The 19,229-nt window shown below is 66.0% G+C and carries 13 protein-coding genes and 2 pseudogenes; 6 read left to right on the forward strand and 9 right to left on the reverse strand.

The features are described 5' to 3' along the window. Window positions 1–2 precede the first annotated feature (2 nt). On the reverse strand, window positions 3–455 hold the full coding sequence (locus NK1_RS21410) for an Lrp/AsnC family transcriptional regulator (RefSeq protein ID WP_063011211.1): 453 nt from the start codon (window positions 453–455) through the stop codon (window positions 3–5). Between the two features lie 97 nt (window positions 456–552). On the opposite strand from NK1_RS21410, the gene amaB reads away from it, so the two are divergent. Continuing rightward, on the forward strand, window positions 553–2,082 hold the full coding sequence (amaB, locus tag NK1_RS21415; RefSeq protein WP_063011213.1) for an L-piperidine-6-carboxylate dehydrogenase: 1,530 nt from the start codon (window positions 553–555) through the stop codon (window positions 2,080–2,082). 4 nt (window positions 2,083–2,086) lie between these two features. Here the strand turns inward: amaB and NK1_RS21420 are convergent, their stop codons facing one another. Genes NK1_RS21420 through NK1_RS21425 form a run of 3 tightly spaced genes read right to left on the reverse strand, consistent with a single transcriptional unit; the run spans window position 2,087 to window position 3,557 of the window. Continuing rightward, a complete protein-coding gene (locus NK1_RS21420) occupies window positions 2,087–2,938 on the reverse strand; it encodes an SDR family oxidoreductase (RefSeq protein ID WP_063011215.1) in 852 nt (283 codons plus the stop codon). Beyond that, window positions 2,935–3,090 (reverse strand): hypothetical protein, encoded by a 156-nt coding sequence (locus NK1_RS34645; RefSeq protein ID WP_439955953.1) that lies wholly within the window; start codon window positions 3,088–3,090, stop codon window positions 2,935–2,937. Before NK1_RS34645 ends, NK1_RS21420 begins: the two co-directional genes overlap by 4 nt. Continuing rightward, entirely contained in the window at window positions 3,081–3,557 is a 477-nt protein-coding gene (locus NK1_RS21425) for a VOC family protein (RefSeq protein WP_439955954.1), read from the reverse strand. The genes NK1_RS34645 and NK1_RS21425 overlap by 10 nt, the downstream gene beginning before the upstream one ends. A gap of 156 nt (window positions 3,558–3,713) precedes the next feature. On the opposite strand from NK1_RS21425, the pseudogene NK1_RS36335 reads away from it, so the two are divergent. The 3 genes and pseudogenes from NK1_RS36335 to NK1_RS21435 all read left to right on the forward strand — a co-directional run. Further along, window positions 3,714–4,259, forward strand: a pseudogene (locus NK1_RS36335) (DEAD/DEAH box helicase); the annotation flags it as partial. Window positions 4,260–4,682: 423 nt separating this feature from the next. Beyond that, window positions 4,683–8,645: pseudogene (locus NK1_RS33895) on the forward strand (Lhr family ATP-dependent helicase); the annotation flags it as partial. Between the two features lie 41 nt (window positions 8,646–8,686). Continuing rightward, the gene (locus tag NK1_RS21435) at window positions 8,687–9,457 is read left to right on the forward strand and encodes a DNA-formamidopyrimidine glycosylase family protein (protein WP_063011219.1); all 771 of its coding nucleotides are present in this window, start codon (window positions 8,687–8,689) and stop codon (window positions 9,455–9,457) included. Window positions 9,458–9,474: 17 nt separating this feature from the next. Here NK1_RS21435 and NK1_RS33900 read toward each other — a convergent pair whose 3' ends face one another. Together NK1_RS33900 and NK1_RS33905 are read right to left on the reverse strand one after the other, a co-directional pair. Then, window positions 9,475–11,670 carry a DGQHR domain-containing protein gene (locus NK1_RS33900; protein WP_167354284.1) on the reverse strand — a complete coding sequence of 732 codons (2,196 nt, stop codon included), beginning with the start codon at window positions 11,668–11,670 and terminating at the stop codon, window positions 9,475–9,477. A gap of 95 nt (window positions 11,671–11,765) precedes the next feature. Then, the gene (locus NK1_RS33905; protein WP_084461316.1) at window positions 11,766–12,590 is read right to left on the reverse strand and encodes a DNA adenine methylase; all 825 of its coding nucleotides are present in this window, start codon (window positions 12,588–12,590) and stop codon (window positions 11,766–11,768) included. Between the two features lie 868 nt (window positions 12,591–13,458). Between NK1_RS33905 and NK1_RS21445 the strand changes: the two genes are divergently transcribed. After that, window positions 13,459–13,632, forward strand: coding sequence for a hypothetical protein (locus NK1_RS21445; protein ID WP_157104379.1), 174 nt, complete (start codon window positions 13,459–13,461; stop codon window positions 13,630–13,632). 15 nt (window positions 13,633–13,647) lie between these two features. On the opposite strand, the gene glpD is transcribed toward NK1_RS21445, so the two are convergent. Next, window positions 13,648–15,396 carry a glycerol-3-phosphate dehydrogenase gene (gene glpD / locus NK1_RS21450; protein WP_063011225.1) on the reverse strand — a complete coding sequence of 583 codons (1,749 nt, stop codon included), beginning with the start codon at window positions 15,394–15,396 and terminating at the stop codon, window positions 13,648–13,650. Window positions 15,397–15,528: 132 nt separating this feature from the next. Between glpD and glpK the strand changes: the two genes are divergently transcribed. Next, window positions 15,529–17,028, forward strand: coding sequence for a glycerol kinase GlpK (gene glpK, locus NK1_RS21455; RefSeq protein WP_063011227.1), 1,500 nt, complete (start codon window positions 15,529–15,531; stop codon window positions 17,026–17,028). Window positions 17,029–17,038: 10 nt separating this feature from the next. Here the strand turns inward: glpK and NK1_RS21460 are convergent, their stop codons facing one another. Both NK1_RS21460 and NK1_RS21465 read right to left on the reverse strand, forming a co-directional pair. Further along, window positions 17,039–18,223 carry an aminotransferase-like domain-containing protein gene (locus NK1_RS21460; protein ID WP_063011229.1) on the reverse strand — a complete coding sequence of 395 codons (1,185 nt, stop codon included), beginning with the start codon at window positions 18,221–18,223 and terminating at the stop codon, window positions 17,039–17,041. An 84-nt stretch (window positions 18,224–18,307) separates the two neighbouring features. Further along, window positions 18,308–19,229, reverse strand: a 922-nt coding sequence (locus NK1_RS21465) for a DUF8176 domain-containing protein (RefSeq protein ID WP_218023148.1), incomplete at its 5' end; no start/stop codon positions are given.

Raw genomic sequence — 19,229 nt, forward strand, 5'->3', positions numbered from 1 at the left:
TCTCACCTGTCATAGAATGTCTGCAGAATGATGGTGCTTCGGGTGCGGACATTGGCGGTGGCGCGGATCTCCTGCAGCAACTGTTCGAGATGCCGGGGTGAGGCCACTCGGACGAGCAGCACGTAGCTCTCCTCGCCCGCCACCGAATGGCATTCCTGGATACCGGGGATGTGCTGCAACAGGGCCGGAGCATCGTCGGGCTGCGAGGGATCGAGAGGAGTGATCGCGACGAATGCCGACAACAGTTGCCCCAGCGCCTCCGGATCGACCTTCGCGGAGTATCCGCGGATCACGCCACGCGCCTCGAGCCGGCGTACCCGAGACTGCACCGCGGATACCGACAGACTTGCCTTCTCGGCGAGATTGGACAGGGTGGCCCGGCCGTCGGCCATCAATTCGCGGATCAGGAGCCGATCGATATCGTCGAGAACAGGTTTCGCAGGTGCATCCGCCATCAGCGAAGGCTAACCCAGCGGGCGGTGGCCGGGGCCGGAAACGATCTCCCACCGGTGTGAAGTCCCTCGTCAACCGATTTCGGAAACGGAGCCGCAGATGACATCCGCACCCGTCCTGCCCACCACCGACGAACTTCGCGACCGGGCCGCACGCCTGCTGCTCGAACTCGGTGTCGACCCGATCGATTCCGGCGACCTGCCGGCCCGCACACCGATCACCGGCGGGGAACTGTTGCGCGTCCCGGCCACCTCGGCATTCGAGGTGACCAGCGCGATCGACAAGGCGCACAGCGCATTTCACACCTGGCGCACCGTCCCCGCGCCACAACGCGCCGCCGTGGTGCGCCGGCTGGGGCAACTACTGACCGAAAACCTCTACGCACTGGCCGAACTCGTCACCCTGGAGGCGGGCAAGATCGGCGCCGAGGCCCGCGGTGAGGTCCAGGAGATGATCGACGTCTGCGAATTCGCCGTCGGTCTGTCCCGCCAGCTCTACGGCCGCACCATGGCCTCCGAACGGCCCGGGCATCGGCTCATGGAGACATGGCATCCGCTCGGTGTGGTCGGGGTGATCTCGGCCTTCAACTTCCCGGTCGCGGTGTGGTCGTGGAATACCGCGATCGCGCTGGCCTGCGGCGACACGGTGGTGTGGAAACCCTCGCAGACGACGCCGTTGACCGCGCTGGCCTGCGATGCGCTGCTGCGGCGCGCGGCCCTCGACGTCGGCGCCGACCCGCAGATCCATCAGCTGATCCAGGGCGGCGCCGAGGTCGGCACCCAACTCGTCGACGACGAGCGGGTGGCCCTGGTCAGCGCCACCGGATCGGTGCGGATGGGACAGGCGGTGGCCCCCCGGGTGGCGGCCCGCTTCGGCCGGTGCCTGCTCGAGCTGGGCGGTAACAACGCCGCGATCGTCACCCCGTCCGCGGATCTCGACCTCACCACACGGGCCGTGGTTTTCGCCGCGGCGGGAACGGCCGGACAGCGGTGCACGACATTGCGCCGGGTCATCGCCCACGCGGACGTGGTCGGACCACTGCTGGATCGAATGAGCGCGGCCTATCGCCAACTGCCCGTGGGCAATCCGTTCGACGACGCGGTATTGGTCGGACCGCTGATCGACGGCCGCGCCCACACCGCGATGCGGGCGGCGATCGAGCGCGCGCTCGCCGACGGCGGTGAATTGATCTGCGGCGGTGAGCGGGCCGAGGTCGGTGGCGGCGACTCCTACTATGTGCGCCCGGCCGTCATCCGGATGCCCGCCCAGACCGCGATCGTGCGCGAGGAGACCTTCGCGCCGATTCTCTACGTGCTCACCTATCACGATCTCGACTCCGCGATCGCCCTGCACAACGGTGTGCCGCAAGGACTGTCGTCGGCCATCTTCACCGGTGACCAGCGCGAGGCGGAACGGTTCCTCGCCGCCGACGGCTCCGATTGCGGCATCGCCAATGTGAACATCGGCACCTCGGGTGCGGAGATCGGCGGTGCGTTCGGCGGTGAGAAACAGACCGGCGGCGGGCGCGAATCGGGGTCCGACTCCTGGAAGGCGTATATGCGCCGCGCCACCAATACGGTCAACTACTCCACCGAACTGCCACTGGCACAAGGCATTCGGTTCGGCTGAACGCCTAGCGCTCCGGTTCGCGAGCGATGCTGCGGACCTGGTCCTCGTAGACGGCCCGCACCGCCGCATCGCCCGGGTGCAGCGCCCGGTCGCCGTCGAAGAGGCCGCGCACCCTGCGCACGACCGATTCGGGCGCGGCCGCCAGCGCGATGTCGACGGGATCGAGGTACTGCGGCACCGCCACCTCTGCTCGGCGGGTGCGGCAGGTCTTGACGATCGCGCCGGCGACGTCGACCGGGTCGACCGTGGGCAGCCCGCGGCCCAGGGTCAGCCCCGAGGACAGCCTCGTGCGCACCGCGGCGGGCAGCACACAACTCACGCTGACCCCGGATTCGGCGAATTCCAGCCGGGTCGCGGCCGACAGCCCGACGGCGGCGAATTTGCTCGCGTTGTACACAGCCAGGCCGGGCAGCGGAATCTTGCCGGCCAGCGAGGCGACGTTGACGATATGACCACGGCCGCGATCGATCATCGCCGGCGCGACGGCCCGCATGCCGTGGATGAGTCCCCAGACGTTCACATCGATCGTGGTGTGCCCCACCGCATCCGGCTCGCTGAGGAACGGGCCCGCGGGCATCACTCCGGCATTGTTCACCAGGACGTCGATCGGGCCCAGATCGGCGACGACCTCGTCCCACCGGTCCCGGTCGCGCACGTCGAGTTCGACGGCGCGGGCGCCGAGAGCGGCCGCCGCGTCGGTGGCGGCCGCGACGTCCACGTCGGCGAGCACGACCTCGGATCCCTTGTGCGCGAAGACTTCCGCGGTGGCCCGGCCGATGCCGCGGCCGGCGCCGGTGACCAGGACGCGGGCCGCGGCGAGGTCGATCGGCGGATAGCCGTTACCGAACAGGTTCATGCGAATTCACTCCGTTCCATGGCGCGGCGGGTGCTGCGCAGACTGTGTTCGAAGGTCTCGCCGCGGCGGCGGCCGTCCATGAGATTCGGGCCCATGACCGCGAGGTCGGCGGATCGCAACCGTTCGGCAATGAACGCGCCCGCTACCGCCACGGCATGTACTGCAAACTCCAGGTATTGCCGTCGGGATCGGCGAAATGGGCGTACAGCACACCCCCGCCGACGTCCTCGACCTCACCCACGGCGACGCCGCGCGCGACGAGATCCGCGCGGGCAGCCTCGATATCGGCCACCACCAGATGCAGGCCACGCAGGGAACCCGCCGCGCCCGCCGTGGTGGGGACGCCTTCGGAGAGCAGGATCGAACAGGCCGAACCGGGCGGGGTCAGCTGCGCGATGCGCACACCCGGTGCGGGAGCCACGTCGACATCGAGATGGAATCCGACCCGATCGCGATAGAACTCGATCCCCCGATCGATATCGCGCACCGGGACCGGGACCAATTCCAGCAGCAGCGTGCCGGGCGGGACCGGCGGATTGTCCGGGTCGTTCGTGACCTGGGCGGGGTCGGCCGGAATCTCGGTCACAGTGTCGGGGCGCTCGCTCATGGTCGGTCCCATCGTCGGTATCCACCGCGTTCGCGGCCAGCCTATCGGGACGAGGCCGGGGACCGGCGCCGATCCGGCCACCTCGTCCGGCGAGGTCGAGCCCGGGAAACACCCCCGCACACATCGCCGTCGGGACTCGATGTCGGTGCCCGGGTGCAAACTGAACCCATGCAGCAGTTCTCCCGGCCGACCCAGGAGTGGTTCGACGGTGCGTTCCCCGCGCCCACGACCGCCCAGCTGGGGGCATGGGAGGCGATCTCCGCCGGAGAACACACCTTGGTGATCGCGCCGACCGGCTCGGGCAAGACGCTGTCGGCCTTCCTGTGGGCGATCGACCGGCTCGCCACCCGCGAACCCACGGACGGCCCGCAGCGCACGGCCGTGCTCTACATCTCCCCGCTCAAGGCACTGGCGGTCGATGTCGAGCGCAATCTGCGCGCACCCCTGGTGGGCATCACCCGCACGGCCGCCCGGCTCGGTATGCCCGCCCCGGAGATCAGCGTCGGCGTACGGTCCGGCGACACCACCCCGGCCGACCGGCGGACCCTGCAGCGCCGGCCGCCCGACATCCTGATCACGACGCCGGAATCGCTGTACCTGATGCTCACCTCGGCGGCGCGCGAGACGTTGTCACAGGTAGGCACCGTGATCGTGGACGAGGTGCACGCGATCGCCGGTTCCAAGCGCGGGGCGCATCTGGCCCTGTCGCTGGCCCGGCTCGACCAGCTCACCGAGCGGCCCGCCCAGCGCATCGGGTTGTCGGCCACCGTCCGGCCGCCGCAGGAGGTGGGGCGCTTCCTGGTCGGCTCGGCGCCGATCACGATCGTGTCGCCGCCGGCGCCGAAGACGTTCGACCTGTCGGTGCGGGTGCCGGTGGCGGATATGACCGAGCCGGGCGAATCCGATCAGCCGGGTTCGATCTGGCCGCATGTGGATGCCGCGATCGTGGATCTGGTGCTGGCGCATCGATCGTCGATCGTGTTCGCGAATTCGCGGCGGCTGGCCGAACGCCTGACGGCGCGGCTCAATGAGGAATACGCCGAGCGCATCGCCGAACCGGACGAGCCGGAGGGCGTCGCGGACCGCCGCGAGCACGCGCCGCCCGCACAACTCGGGTCACCGACCGAGGTCAATCACGGGGCGGCGCCGTTGCTGGCGCGGGCCCATCACGGTTCGGTCAGCAAGGAACAGCGCGCGATCATCGAGGACGACCTCAAGAGCGGCCGGTTGCGGTGTGTGGTCGCGACCAGCAGCCTCGAACTGGGTATCGATATGGGGGCGGTGGATCTGGTGGTGCAGGTCGAGGCGCCGCCGTCGGTCGCCGGCGGGCTGCAGCGGGTCGGCCGCGCCGGACATCAGGTGGGTGAGATCTCGCGCGGGGTGATCTTCCCCAAACACCGCACCGATGTGATCCACTGCGCGGTGGCGTCGATGCGGATGACGGCGGGACAGATCGAGGAGTTGAAGATCCCCGCCCATCCCCTCGACATCCTCGCGCAGCAGACCGTGGCCGCGTGCGCGCTGGAACCGATCGATGTCGACGAGTGGTTCGAAACCGTCAGGGGGACAGGTAGTTTCGCGGCTTTGCCGCGCTCGGCGTACGAATCGGTGCTGGATCTGCTGTCGGGCCGCTACCCCTCCGACGAATTCGCCGAACTGCGTCCGCGCCTGGTGTGGGATCGCGATGCGGGCACCCTGACCGGACGCCCCGGCGCGCAGCGCCTCGCGGTGACCTCCGGCGGCGCGATTCCCGACCGCGGCCTGTTCCCGGTGTTCATGGTCGGCGAAAAGGCTTCGCGGGTCGGTGAACTCGACGAGGAGATGGTCTACGAATCGCGGGTGGGCGATGTGTTCGCCCTCGGCGCGACCAGCTGGCGCATCGAGGACATCACCCACGACCGGGTTCTCGTCTCCCCCGCCTTCGGCCTGCCCGGCCGGCTGCCCTTCTGGCACGGCGACTCCCTCGGGCGGCCGGCCGAATTGGGCGCGGCCCTGGGCGAATTCGTCCGCACGGCCGGTCAGGCCGTCGAGCGCGCACCGGCCGGGCGGATCGAGGAACTCGTGCGGGATGCGGGCGGTTTCGATGCTGCGCCCGACGGTGAAGTCATCGACTCCGAGCCGGCGACGCGCGGCCGCGGACGGCAGCAGTCCGCTCGCCGGGCCTCCGGGAATGGCGCCGATCCGATCGGTGACGAGCAGCCGCGGTCCCCGGCGGCGCGGGCGGAAAGTCCTGCGCGACAACGCCGATCGTCCGCCGACCCCAGCGGCAACGGCGCCGCGCGACGCACGTCCTCCCGCGCGGGAGCCGCGGCCTCCAAGGCGGGTAAGACGGCCGCGAAGGGCGGCGAACTCGTCGAACTCGAACAGCTCGTGCACGCCGCCGGCCTCGACGATTTCGCGACCGCGAATCTGGTCGCACTCCTGGCCGAACAGCGCCAGGCCACCGGCCATCTGCCGACCGACCGGACCCTGCTGGTCGAACGCTTTCGCGACGAGCTCGGCGACTGGCGGCTGATCCTGCACTCGCCCTTCGGATTACCGGTGCATGCGCCGTGGGCACTCGCCGTGGGCGCGCGGTTACGGGAGCGATTCGGGGTCGATGCCGCGCCGACCGCCTCCGACGACGGCATCGTGGTCCGACTGCCCGATACCACCGACGATCCGCCGGGGGCGGAACTGTTCGTCTTCGAACCGGACGAGATCGACGACGTCGTGACCGAGCAGGTGGGCGGGTCGGCGCTGTTCGCCTCCCGCTTCCGCGAATGCGCGGCGCGGGCACTGCTGTTGCCGCGCCGGGATCCCGGACGCCGCGCGCCGCTGTGGCAGCAGCGCCAGCGCGCGGCCCAATTGCTCGATGTGGCAAGGAAATTCCCGGATTTCCCGATCCTGCTGGAAACGGTGCGCGAATGCCTGCGCGATGTCTACGATCTGCCCGCGCTGCGGGAACTGCTGACGAATGTGGCGCGGCGCAAACTGCGACTGGTCGAGGTCGAGACGGCCTCCCCCTCACCGTTCGCCAATGCGTTGCTGTTCGACTACATCGGTCAGTTCATGTACGAGGGCGACAGTCCGCTGGCCGAGCGCCGCGCGGCCGCGCTGTCGCTGGATTCGAGCCTGCTCGCCGAACTGCTGGGCCGGGTGGAACTGCGCGAACTCCTCGACGCCGCCGTCCTCGAACTGACCGAACGCGAACTGCAACGGCTCACCCCCGAACGCCATGCCCGCGACGCGGAAGGACTCGCCGACCTGTTGCGACTGCTCGGCCCGCTCACCCCGGCCGAGGCGGCCGAGCGCTGCACCGCGGACCCGGGCCCGTGGTTCGCCGAATTGCTGCGGGCCAGGCGGGTCCTCGAGGTGTCGTTCGCGGGATCGCGGTGGTGGACGGCGATCGAAGACGCCGCCCGGTTGCGCGATGCCCTGGGCGTCCCTCTGCCGATCGGCACGCCGGCGGCCTTCATCGAACCGGTCGCCGATCCGCTGGGTGATCTGGTCGCCCGCTACGCCCGCACCCACGCCCCGTTCACCCTCGACGCCGTCGCCCGGCGCTTCGGGATCGGCCCGGCCGTCGCGGCCACCGCACTGCATCGGCTCGGGGCCGAGAAGCGAGTGGTGGAAGGCGAATTCACGCCCGGTTCCGCCGGTGCGGAATGGTGCGACGCGCAGGTGTTGCGCCGGCTGCGGCGGCGGTCGCTGGCCGCCGCGCGCAAGGAGGTCGAGCCGGTATCCACGGGCGCGTTCGGCCGGTTCCTGCCGGCGTGGCAGCATATCGGCACCTCGACGCTGCGCGGCGTGGACGGCGTGGCCGCGGTGGTGGAACAGCTTGCGGGCGTGCCGATTCCGGCTTCGGCGTGGGAGTCGCTCATCCTGCCGTCGCGGGTGCGTGACTACACACCGGCGATGCTCGACGAACTCACCGCCTCCGGCGAGGTGCTGTGGTCCGGCCACGGCGCCATCACCGCCAAGGACGGCTGGATCGCCCTGCATCCGGCGGATCAGGCACCGGTCACGCTGGGGCCGCCGCAGGAGATCGACTTCACCGATCTGCAACTGCGGCTGCTGACGGCGTTGGGTGCGCAGATGACCGCGGCGGCCACCGATGCGATTCCGCTCGACGCCGACGCCACGGCCGCTTCCGAATCGGGCGCCTCCGACGGCAATCGGCTCGTCGTGGTGGCGGGCGGCGCCTACTTCTTCCGGCAACTGTCCGATGCGACCGGCGTGCTCGACGACGCGGCCGTGGCGGCGGCACTCTGGGAGCTGGTGTGGGCCGGATATCTGTCCGGCGACACCTTCGCTCCGGTCCGGGCGCGGCTGTCCGGCACCACCCGCAGCACCACCGCCCATCGCACCCCCCGGCGCACCCCGCGCGGGCGTATGTACCTGCCGCGACCGGCGATGCCGACCCGGACCGGCCCTCCCGCCGTGGCCGGGCGATGGTCGCTGCTCCCACAGCGCCTGCCGGACAACACGATTCGCGCCCACGCCACCGCGGATCTGCTGCTGGAGCGCTACGGTGTGCTGACCCGCGGTTCGGTGCAGAACGAGGAGATTCCGGGCGGGTTCGCGCTGATGTACCGGGTGCTCACCGAATTCGAGGATCGCGGGCGCTGCCGGCGCGGCTATTTCGTCGACACTCTCGGCGGCGCGCAGTTCTCCACCACCGACGTGGTGGATCGGCTGCGCTCCTACGATTCCGACCGGGCGGGCGCCGGCACCGGCCGGGTCGGCACGGTCGCACTCGCCGCCTGCGATCCGGCCAATCCCTACGGCGCCGCCCTGCCGTGGCCGAAGAACGCGGGTGAGGGAGCCGGACATCGCCCGGGCCGCAAGGCGGGGGCGCTGGTGGTCCTGGCCGCGGGCGAACTGGCCCTGTATCTGGAACGCGGCGGTAAGACGCTGCTCACCTTCACCGAGGACCCCGAAATCCGGACCGAGGCCGCGGCGGCACTGGCGGCCCTGGTCCACGACCGCCGGATCGACTCCCTGGTCGTCGAACGCGTCGACGGGGAATCGGTGCACGGCAACACCTTCGCCACCTTCCTCACCGACGCCGGTTTCCACACCACTCCCCGGGGCTTCCGGCTACGGAGCACAGCATGAGACCGGCCCGCCTCGTGCGCCGGCACCGGCGGTGAACGCCGATGCCGGAAGGAGATACCGTCTATCTCGCGGCGGCGCGGCTGCGGACCGCGCTCGCGGGAAAGACGCTGACGCGCAGTGACTTTCGCGTCCCGCGCTATGCCACGCTCGATCTGCGCGGCAGCCGGGTCGACAGCGTCGGCAGTTACGGCAAACACCTGTTCGTGCGCACCGAGACGCTCAGCATCCACACCCATCTGAAGATGGAGGGCACCTGGCGGGTCTACCGCCCGGGGCAGCGGTGGACCAAACCCGGATTCACCGCGCGACTGATTCTCGCCACCGCCGACACCGAAGCCGTCGGGTTCTCCCTCGGCCTGGTCGAGGTGCTACGCCTCGCCGACGAGCACACCGCCGTCGACCATCTCGGCCCGGATCTGCTGGGCCCGAATTGGGATGCGGCCGAGGCGGTCCGGCGGCTGCGCGCGGATCCGGAGCGGCCGATCGGGCTCGCGCTGCTCGATCAGACGACCATGGCGGGAGTCGGCAACATCTTCCGCAGCGAGATCTGTTTCGCCGAGCGGATCCACCCGGCCACCCCGGTCGCGGCCGTACCCGACCTCCCCGGACTCGTCGACGCCGCACACCGCATCCTCGGCCGAGCCGCACACCATCCACCCCGGCCCGCGGTGGTCTACGGCCGCCAGCGTCAACCGTGCCCCCGCTGCGGATCGATGATCCTCGTCCGCATGCTCGGCCCGGATGCCGCCTCCGCCCCGGCCACCGAACGCGGTATCTACTTCTGTCCCCGCTGTCAGCCCGACTTTACCTAAGCAGGGCCGTAACGAAATTAGTCGACAAGAAGCCACGTTTTCAGATCCAGCAAAAAGGCATAGTCCTCTTCTTTAACGGACCGCCCGTGATGCGTATCGTTTCGAATCTCATTCAGCTTTGTTATCCAAGAAGTCTTATCCTTCCATGATCCTGAGGCACCCACGTCTCTCGGCCTTGTATACTGGTCTTCAAACAACGCCTTCCACTGATCATGCTTATAGCAAAGGATTTCTCTATAATTGACGAGATACAGGCAATCCCATTCCTGAATTTCTTCGCCTATATCTAGATCCACGTTCTTCTCAGCACACCGAAGACCGGCTTGCTTCTGCACCGCTTTCGGAACACCTTGCTTATACCATCGATCGCCCAACGCTTGCTCGAGTCGAGAGCGAATATCGGTCTTCAAAAAGGTTTCGAGCTCCTGCACTATTTCGGTAGAAGCCTTATTATACCGCTTCGATTCCTTTTCTATGAAATCATCTAGACCACTTGGATCAAAGCCTGCATGCTCAGCCCGGACCGCCTGCTGCAATCTACGCCAGTACCATACAGCCCCTCCTGAACCGTACTGTTTCCTATACTCCAACCCCTCCGCAGCAGAAAGTTCTCTTAAATGCCTAATTGCAGCGTCGGCATAGGGTTTGCACTTTTCGAAAACGGCCGACGGACTCGCGTTGAGTGGCGCAACTTCGGCATTACTCGTTACGATATCGACAATGTCGCTCAGGAGTCTTATCATGGCTTCAACACCATTATTGATGAAGACGAATCCGCCATCGGAGCTGCCGAGCTCCCACTGTCTCACCAGACCATCTTTGAAATATGACAGCCCGATCTCCAGAAACTCCTCAAGCGGTCCCGACGTCAAATCATCCCAGCCTCTAAAAAAGGTTCCAGGCTGCCGGACGCTGGATTTATTGAACGTGCCAATAAAATTCGATGAGGCAACACCGCGGCGCACAGCGTCCATAGATATACAACGAATCGAGGTCTTCGGTACTTCCCCGATAAGAATTCGTCCATATAGAGGTGAAGTCTCAGATTCACCCAGACGATGCGCGACGTGCAACACTACCGAACGCGCACGTTGGCGAAGGTCATCTGAATCCGATAGAAGATCGCCCTCCAGAGTTAGACGAAGACTTTTAGGAACCGCCTGCTGACGCTCATTTATTTCCATAAAGAGCTTTACTTGCGCCGATCGATCCAAATCCATGAATGCTACGACCGGAATCAAGTCCGTGGCAGATCGGGCTGAATTTGCGTAACCGTAAAGCCGATGTTGGCCATCGATCACGTACGCGGCGCGGTAGTGCTGAGGCAAATGCAAGACTCCGACACGACTATTACTGCCACGTGGCTGTCCGCCCAGAAGCTCGAAGTGGGGTCCACGTCTACCGGAATCAACGTTCAATACGATGGAATTCGGGAAGAAGCCGCCGTTCTCGACGAACTTTGATATGTCGTTGAGGCGCTTGCGCCTAATCAATCGTTGATATGTAGGCAATAAATCATCGACCGCAGGGTTTTGATGGAGCACGAAGGCAATCTTCAGCAGGCGCTCTGGTTCGATTGTGAATGAATAATACACTCGGCCACCCATCCGCGCTTCAACTGCGACGACCCGCGAATCTAAACCTTGAATCTTCTGCCCTGCAAATAGGTGTCCCAGAAGCTGGTATTTCGCGGCGGATCCTAAATGCTTAGAGAGCTCCGAATAATAGTTGACAGCACGTACATCGAGGAAAGAGATATTCGCTTCAACTAGAGACTGCCTGACTTGAACAGAGGCCACACAGTTGTTCGCCGCAACAACGAAACGGACCTTTCTGTCAGGGAATCTTTCTCGTATCTGCCCCCTAATCCGCATGTGATATTCTCTGATGAACTGGGTCTCACTTCTGAAAGAGTAACTTGTCGGCTTCTCGAAAGACTTGCAGAGGACAACGATCGCAGTTTCAGCATCAGCCGCAAATACACTGATCTCTGTCGATGCACCGACAGAATGAGAAAGCCAAGTAGTGGCTTGCCCCTCGGTGCTCAGATGCTCGAACCCCAATTTCGCGAACGTTATCCAAACTTGGTCTGAAAAGATCTCATTTACATCCTTTTCACGTTTCATCCTGCTGCCGCGCCTGCTGGTCCTCTCAAGCATCCAGCCATTTTGCTCATACTCTGCGACAGCAGCCGTCGACACCGTTGTTGCCACAAAACCAGCCGAACGCCGCCGACATTCAGCCTGGATCCTTCTTGTCGGCAAGACAACTTCGGAACCGCTGCCAGAACTTGGTGATACACAAGACGTCATATCGCCCCCAAATTGGTGAATACGTACTCCGAGGCAGAACCTCTCGCTGCAGACCGGCCCCCGATAGAATTTCTACGACTGGTGGATATCATCCGATCTCCTTTTTCGAACAAGGTTTCGATCGAAGGGTGCGCCGCGTTGGAAAGAATGTAATATGCGCCTATTTGTTTGATCTGGTCAATGAGCTCGCTTAACCTTTTTTGGTCATCCCACGAGAAGAGCGTTTGATTATATTTGATAAAACCGTTGTTATTGTGCGCCACAGTATACGGAGGATCCAAATAGATAAGGTCGCCTGGTCCGACGTTTTCTATACACTCCCCGAAGTCCTGCGCATTCAGACACGCTCTTTGCAAGCGTTCCGCAAAGAGCTTGAGCGCATCCAAACTCGGGATCTGAGGATTCTTCCTGTAGCCAAAAGGAACATTGTAGATTCCACGCAAATTCACGCGATAAATTCCATTGAAAGATGTATGGTTCAGATACAGGAACCGCGCAGCGCGGTTTATCGGATCACCCGGTATCTCCTGTCGGGTCTTATAATAGTGATCGGCAGAATTTGCATGTGCGATCAGGTGTTCAAATACCCGCTCGTGGTTGTCTCGCAGGGCGTCATACATCTCTATCAGCTCGGAATTGGAATCAGACAAATAGGCGGTTTTAGAAAATCTCATATTAATAAACACCGCAGCGCCACCAAGAAACGGCTCGTGATAGTTCACGATCGGGGTATCCGACAAAAGTTTCTTAATAGTTGGTACTAGCCAACGTTTACCTCCGACCCAACGGATTATAGGCACCAAATCGGTTGCGTAGTTCATCGATCCTCAGCTAATAATTTGACTCACCCCAGGCCTCGATACGAGACCTTCACCTGATGATCTTGCCCATTAGACCCCGCCAGCTGCCATGCGGCCGCCACCCCCTACGCGTGCTGATTCGCTCCACCACGGCCAAGCGCCGGCCCTTCGTAGCCGAGAAATGGTAGCAGGAGATCGCTTGCAGCGTAACGTAACTGGGATTCCGAAACATGAGCATTGTTGCGAGCCAAGCATACTGAGTCTTCGATGGCTGGCTGCGCACCTAGGGCGCCCTCGAAGTGGTGAGCGGCCCAATTGCGCTGCTCTCACTGGTGTTTGAGCCATTGATTGATCGCAGCGATATGAACCGTGGCCAGGTACCCGAATCCCTTGCCGACGTAGCCAGTCCCTGTTTCCGCCGCTGGAATAGGTATTGTCGGCCAGCATCTGAACCGGGCGTGATCGTGGCCCGCCGCCGCCGAGTTCGGGCACCCCAATCCCGTCGAGAGCCGCCGTGAACTGGGGACTGTCATCGGCTTGGCCCGGGGTGACCAACAGCGACAGCGCCCGGCAGCCCTGTTCACAGGCCAGCTGCAACTTCGTCGACCAACTGCCTCGCCACCGGCCCAGACCACGGGCCGAGGGGCTCCCGGATCACTCCACCGGGCGGCTCGACCTGTCTGTCACCTCGCGGTATCTACTTCTGTCCCCGCTGTCAGCCCGCACCCGAGGCACCGGAGCCGAAGACCGCGGGCCGGACTCGCCGCTGACCGGGCACGAGCCGCGATGTTTGCCGATGGATAGCTATATTTCTTTCGGCCGCTAACACTTCGGAGCGTGAATGCGACATAAGGGCGACAAGATCGTCACCGGTCGGGAAGCAGGGCAGATGACATATGCGAGCACCGCGATGCGTCGTAGCACACGGCTTGTCACCCAGCTGCTGATCACGGCCATCGCCATCGCGGCCACCGTCCTGTTCACCTATGCGCTGCAGCACTCGGTGAGTACGGGCCCCGCCCATTCCGGTCACACCTCGCCGCCCACGTCGACCGCCCCCTAGCCGCACCGCGCGGCTCTATGCCTGCGGCAGCGGCACCGGCTCCAGGATCTCCGGGCGAGGTTCCGGTGCGGCGGCGCGCAGGGCGTCGGCCGACACGTCGTCGGGTTGGGTCTGGGAGCGGATCTCGGCATCGACCCGGGCGTTGTACGTACTCACCTCGCGCCGGATCTGCTCCTCGTCCCAGCCCAGCACCGGCGCCACCAGCCGCGCCACCTCGTCGGCGCATTCGGTGCCCCGATGGGAGAACTCGATGGAGATCCGGGTGCGCCGGGCCAGGATGTCGTCCAGGTGCAGCGCCCCCTCGGCGACCGCCGCGTAGACCGCCTCCACCCGCAGATATCCGGGCGCGTCCGTAATCGGCTGCAGCAGTTCGGGTTTGCCCTCGGCCAGATCGAGGACGTCGGTGATGAGAGAGCCGTACCGGTTGAGCAGGTGTTCGATCCGGTAGGGATGCACACCGTAGGTCTGCGCCAGCTGCGGCGTCTGGTTGAGCAGGGCGAAGTAGCCGTCGGCGCCGAGCAGCGGCACCTTGTCGGTGATCGAGGACGACACCCGCTGCGGAATGTCGTGGACGGCCAGATCCACCGCGTCGTAGGCCATCACCCGGTAGGTGGTGTATTTACCACCCGCGATGGCGACCAGGCCCGGAGCGATCTGCGCCACCGCGTGCTCGCGCGACAGCTTGGAGGTCTCGTCGCTCTCCCCGGCCAGCAGCGGCCGCAGCCCGGCGTACACACCCTGGATGTCGTCCTGGGTGAGCGGGGTGACCAGAACCTCGTTGATCCGTTCGAGCAGATAGTCGATATCGGCCTTGGTGGCGGCCGGATGGGCCAGATCCAGATTCCAGTCGGTGTCGGTCGTGCCGACGATCCAGTGATTGCTCCCCCACGGAATCACGAACAGCACCGAGGTCTGGGTGCGCAGAATCAGCGCGGCGTCACTGGCGATCCGATCGCGCGGCACCACGATGTGCACGCCTTTGGACGCACGCACATGGAATCGGCCGCGAACATGCGACAGCGCCTGCAGTTCGTCGGTCCACACGCCTGTCGCGTTGATCACCACATGTCCGCGCACCTCGGTCGTGCGCCCGTCCTCGCTGTCGCGCACCTTCACTCCGACCACCCGGTCGGCCTCCCGCAGGAAATCCACGACCTGGGTCGACGTGCGGATCACCGCACCGTAGTGGGCGGCGGTGCGGGCCACCGTCATCGTGTGGCGGGCGTCGTCGACCACGGTGTCGTAGTAGGTGACACCGCCGATCAGCGCGTCCCGGCGCACGCCGGGCGCCAGGCGCAGCGCTCCCGAACGGGTCACATGATGTTGGCCCGGAACGGATTTCGCTCCGCCCATGGTGTCGTAGAGCACCAGCCCCGAGGCGACGTAGGGCCGCTCCCAGCCGCGATGGGTCAGCGGGTAGAGGAACCGCAGCGGTTTCACCAGATGCGGGGCCAAGGTCTTCAGGCTCAGCTCACGTTCCCGCAGCGCCTCGCGGACCAGCCCGAATTCCAGCTGTTCGAGGTAGCGCAGACCGCCGTGGAACATCTTCGACGACCGGCTCGAGGTGCCCGAGGCCAGATCGCGCGCCTCCACCAGGGCCACCTCCAGGCCCCGGGTGGCGGCATCGAGGGCGATGCCCGCGCCGACGACCCCGCCACCGATCACGATGACGTCGAAATGCTTGGCGCCCAAGCTTTCCCAGCTGGCCTGCCGCTGCTCGGGCCCCAGTTCGCCGGTGTGCTGACCGTGTGATTTCTCGTTCATCGCTCGACTTCCTCCGCACTGTTCGGTGGGATCGTCCTGCGTTACCCGTCGGTAATCGCTTTCACCCTAGTCCACCACCGGGCGTGCGGCGATGTGATGCGCGGCGCGTGCGAGGTTTAGTAGCCTGCACGGATGCGACGCTTCGTGGCCGCCATCGACCAGGGGACAACCTCGAGCCGGTGCATCGTGTTCGACCGTTCCGGCCGCATCGCCGGCCTCGGGCAGCGCGAGCACGAACAGTTGTTCCCGCGGCCGGGCTGGGTCGAGCACGATGCCGAAACCATCTGGCGCAATACCGAATTCGTGATCGGTGCGGCGCTCGAGGATGCCGGGATCGGCGCCGATGACATCGCCGCGGTCGGGGTCACCAATCAGCGCGAAACCACCGTGGTCTGGGATCGCGCCACCGGCAGGCCGGTCGCCAACGCCATCGTCTGGCAGGACACCCGCACCGCGGCGCTGTGCGACGAGCTGGCCGGCGACGTCGGCCCCGCGCGCTACGCCGACCGCACCGGGCTGCCGCTGAGCACGTATTTCGCGGGTCCCAAGCTGCGCTGGATCCTCGACAACGTCGACGGTGTGCGCGCCCGCGCGGAGGCCGGTGACCTGTGCTTCGGCACCATGGACAGCTGGATCCTGTGGAAGCTGACCGGCCGCCACCTCACCGACGTCACCAACGCCTCCCGCACGATGCTGATGAATCTCGAGACCCTGCAATGGGATTCGCAGATCTGCACGGAATTCGGCATCCCCGTCTCTATGCTGCCGCAGATCCACAGCTCCTCGGAGGTGTACGCCGAGATCTCCGCCGGCCCGCTCGCGGGGGTGCCGGTGGCCGGCATCCTGGGCGATCAGCAGGCCGCGACGTTCGGGCAGGCCTGCCTCTCACCGGGCGAGGCGAAGAACACCTACGGAACCGGCAACTTCATGCTGCTCAACACCGGTACCACGCCGGTGTTCAGCAAGCACGGTCTGCTGACCACGGTGTGCTACCGACTCGGCGACCAGCCCGCGGTGTACGCGCTGGAGGGTTCCATCGCGGTGACCGGATCCCTGGTGCAGTGGTTGCGCGACAACCTCGGCATCGTCGAATCCGCGGCGGAGATCGAACCGCTGGCGCGCAGCGTCGACGACAACGGCGGCACCTATATCGTCCCCGCCTTCTCCGGTCTGTTCGCACCGCGGTGGCGGCCGGACGCGCGCGGCGTGATCACCGGACTCACCCGCTTCGTCACGAAGGCGCATCTGGCCCGGGCGGTGTTGGAGGCCACCGCATTTCAGACCCGCGAAGTGATCGACGCGATGCGCGCCGACGCCGAGGCGGAGAATCTGGGCGTCGAATTGACCACCCTGAAGGTCGACGGCGGCATGGTCGCCAACGAACTGCTCATGCAATTCCAGGCCGACATCCTGGATGTGCCGGTGGTGCGGCCGGTGATCACCGAAACGACCGCGCTCGGCGCCGCCTATGCGGCCGGACTGGCGGTCGGTTACTGGTCCGGCACCGACGACATCCGCGCCAACTGGTCCGAGGACAAGGTGTGGCAGCCGACGATGTCCGACGCCGACCGCGACCACCTCTACGGCGAGTGGAACAAGGCCGTGGAACGCACCTACGGGTGGGCGCAGTAGATTCGCCGCGCTACCCCGCCGCGTCGACCGCGCGGCCCAGCCGATCGACCGCATCGGTGAGCACGGCCGCATCCGACGTGGTGAAACACATGCGCATCGAGCCGCGGTAGGGCTGTGAGACCGCGAACGCGGAGCCCGGGACGTAGGCCACACCGTGGTCGATCGCGCGCGGCAGCAGGTCGACCGTATCGGTGCCGTCGGTGAAATCGAGCCACACGAACATGCCGCCGGCGGCGTCGGTACTCACCACCCGGTCGCCGAAGCGGGCGCGAACCGCGCTCACCAGGGCGGTGGCGCGCTCGCCGTAGATGCCGCGCACCTTGTCCAGGTGGGCGCCCAGCCACGGCTCGTCGGCCAGCAGGTCCGCGGCGATCTGCTGGGTGAGCGCCGAACCGCACAGATCGGCGCCCTGCTTCAGCAGTTCCACGCCGCGGCACACCGCGTTCGGGGCGATCATCCAGCCCACCCGCAGCGTCGGCGCCAGGATCTTCGAGGCGCTCGACAGCCGAATCACGTTGGGCGAGTAGGAGGCAACGGCCTGTGGCGCGGGGCGGTCGAACCACAGCTCGCCGTACGGATCGTCCTCGACCACCCAGAAGCCGTACCGTTCGGCCAGCGCCGCCAGTTCGCGCCGGCGCTGCGGGCTCAGCGTCACACCGCGCGGATTGTGGAAATTACTCACCGTATGCACCAACGCCGGGCGCTCGCCGCGCTCGAGCAGCTCGGCCAGCGCGTCGACACGCATACCGTCGGCATCCAGCGGAATCGCCACGATTCGCGCCCCCGCCGCGCGGAACACCTGCAGCGCGCCGACATAGGCCGGATCCTCGACCACCACGAGAGCGCCCGGATCGAGCAACACCTCACCCAGCAGCGACAAGGCCTGCTGTGAGCCGTGCGTGACGAAGATCTCCTCCAGCGGCACGGGCCGGCCCAGCCGCACCGACTCCCGGGAGGCGAGCACCTCGCGCAGCGGCCCCCAGCCAGCGGACTCGGTGTACTGCAACCGGGACGGGTCGGCCAGCGCCGACTCCGCGGCGCGGGCGATGGCATCGCGCGGCATCAGATGTTCGTCGGGCAGGCCCCCGGCCAGGCTGACGATATCCGGCCGGGCGGTCAGCTTGAGCAGATCCCGGATCGCCGAACTCTGCAGACCGTCCAACCGGCGGGACAGGGGTGGAGTATGCGGCGACATGGAGACCTCCGAGCGAAAGGGTGGTACCACCACTTTCGCACAGCGGCATCCACAATATGAACTCAGATTCTCATATTGTGAGATTTAGAACGACTGAATCAGCTGAATGAGGTTGCGGCCTCCCTGATTCACGGTCGTGATGACCTCCAGATACAGCGACTTCGTACCGTCGGGGTGGAACTCCGAAACCTCCACGTTGAACTGGTTGGGCGCGGTCGTCGCGATCCGCAGGCAGTACGTCGTGCCCTTCGGGATGTGTTCGTCGATGGTCTTCTGCAGCTCCGGCGGGGCCTGCACATTCGCCCCGGGAGCGATGAAGGTGTGCGCCTTCTCGGCGTTGCGATCCGTGTAGTACGCGTGCTGATAACCGAAGATGGCGTTCGCACCACTCGACGTGTCACCCGGGCCGTTGCCGTAGATCAGATTGCCCTCGGTGCGGGCCCGGCAGTCGGCACCGTCGGCCGCATTGCTCGCACCACCGGCCTGCGCATTGTCGGACTTGTCGCCACCACCGCTCGTGGCGAAGACGACGACCACGATCAACGCCACGATCAGCACGACGGCCGCGCCGATGCCGCCGATCAGCACCGTCCTGTTGCGGCCGGTCTCGACAGGTTCGGGCCCGGGCACCGGCCGCGACGGCACGAGCTTCTTGGCGAGCTCGTCGTCGTCCCACAGCGAACCCGAACCCGCTTTCTGCTCGGCGCCGCCGCGCGGGGCGGTGAGCTTCTTGGCGAGTTCGTCGTCGTCCCAGAGCGATCCTGTGGTCTCCCGCGGCGGAGTGGGCGGGAAGCCGGAATCGTCTGCGCGCCACCAGGTTCCACGATCGGCCTCGGCACCGCCGGCGTCCGGGTATCGCACCGTCTCCGGGGCGCGCGGTGCGTCCGGAGTACGCGGCGGCTCGGGCATGCGGCGTGTCTCGGGCGCGGGCGTCCGAACGGTCCCGGGCGCGGGCGCGCGAACGGTCTCCGGCGCGGGCGCCCGCGTGGTGTCGGCCGCGCGCGGC

The organism is Nocardia kruczakiae NBRC 101016, from assembly GCF_001612965.1.
GTDB lineage: Bacteria > Actinomycetota > Actinomycetes > Mycobacteriales > Mycobacteriaceae > Nocardia > Nocardia kruczakiae.

Excerpts from the sequence above, each read along its gene's own strand:
- NK1_RS21410 (WP_063011211.1), bottom strand. The coding sequence starts at position 455 with ATGGCGGATGCACCTGCGAAACCTGTTCTCGACGATATCGATCGGCTC.
- amaB (WP_063011213.1), top strand. The coding sequence starts at position 553 with ATGACATCCGCACCCGTCCTGCCCACCACCGACGAACTTCGCGACCGG.
- NK1_RS21420 (WP_063011215.1), bottom strand. The coding sequence starts at position 2,938 with ATGAACCTGTTCGGTAACGGCTATCCGCCGATCGACCTCGCCGCGGCC.
- NK1_RS21425 (WP_439955954.1), bottom strand. The coding sequence starts at position 3,557 with ATGGGACCGACCATGAGCGAGCGCCCCGACACTGTGACCGAGATTCCG.
- NK1_RS21435 (WP_063011219.1), top strand. The coding sequence starts at position 8,687 with ATGCCGGAAGGAGATACCGTCTATCTCGCGGCGGCGCGGCTGCGGACC.
- NK1_RS33905 (WP_084461316.1), bottom strand. The coding sequence starts at position 12,590 with ATGAACTACGCAACCGATTTGGTGCCTATAATCCGTTGGGTCGGAGGT.
- NK1_RS21445 (WP_157104379.1), top strand. The coding sequence starts at position 13,459 with ATGACATATGCGAGCACCGCGATGCGTCGTAGCACACGGCTTGTCACC.
- glpD (WP_063011225.1), bottom strand. The coding sequence starts at position 15,396 with ATGAACGAGAAATCACACGGTCAGCACACCGGCGAACTGGGGCCCGAG.
- glpK (WP_063011227.1), top strand. The coding sequence starts at position 15,529 with ATGCGACGCTTCGTGGCCGCCATCGACCAGGGGACAACCTCGAGCCGG.
- NK1_RS21460 (WP_063011229.1), bottom strand. The coding sequence starts at position 18,223 with ATGTCGCCGCATACTCCACCCCTGTCCCGCCGGTTGGACGGTCTGCAG.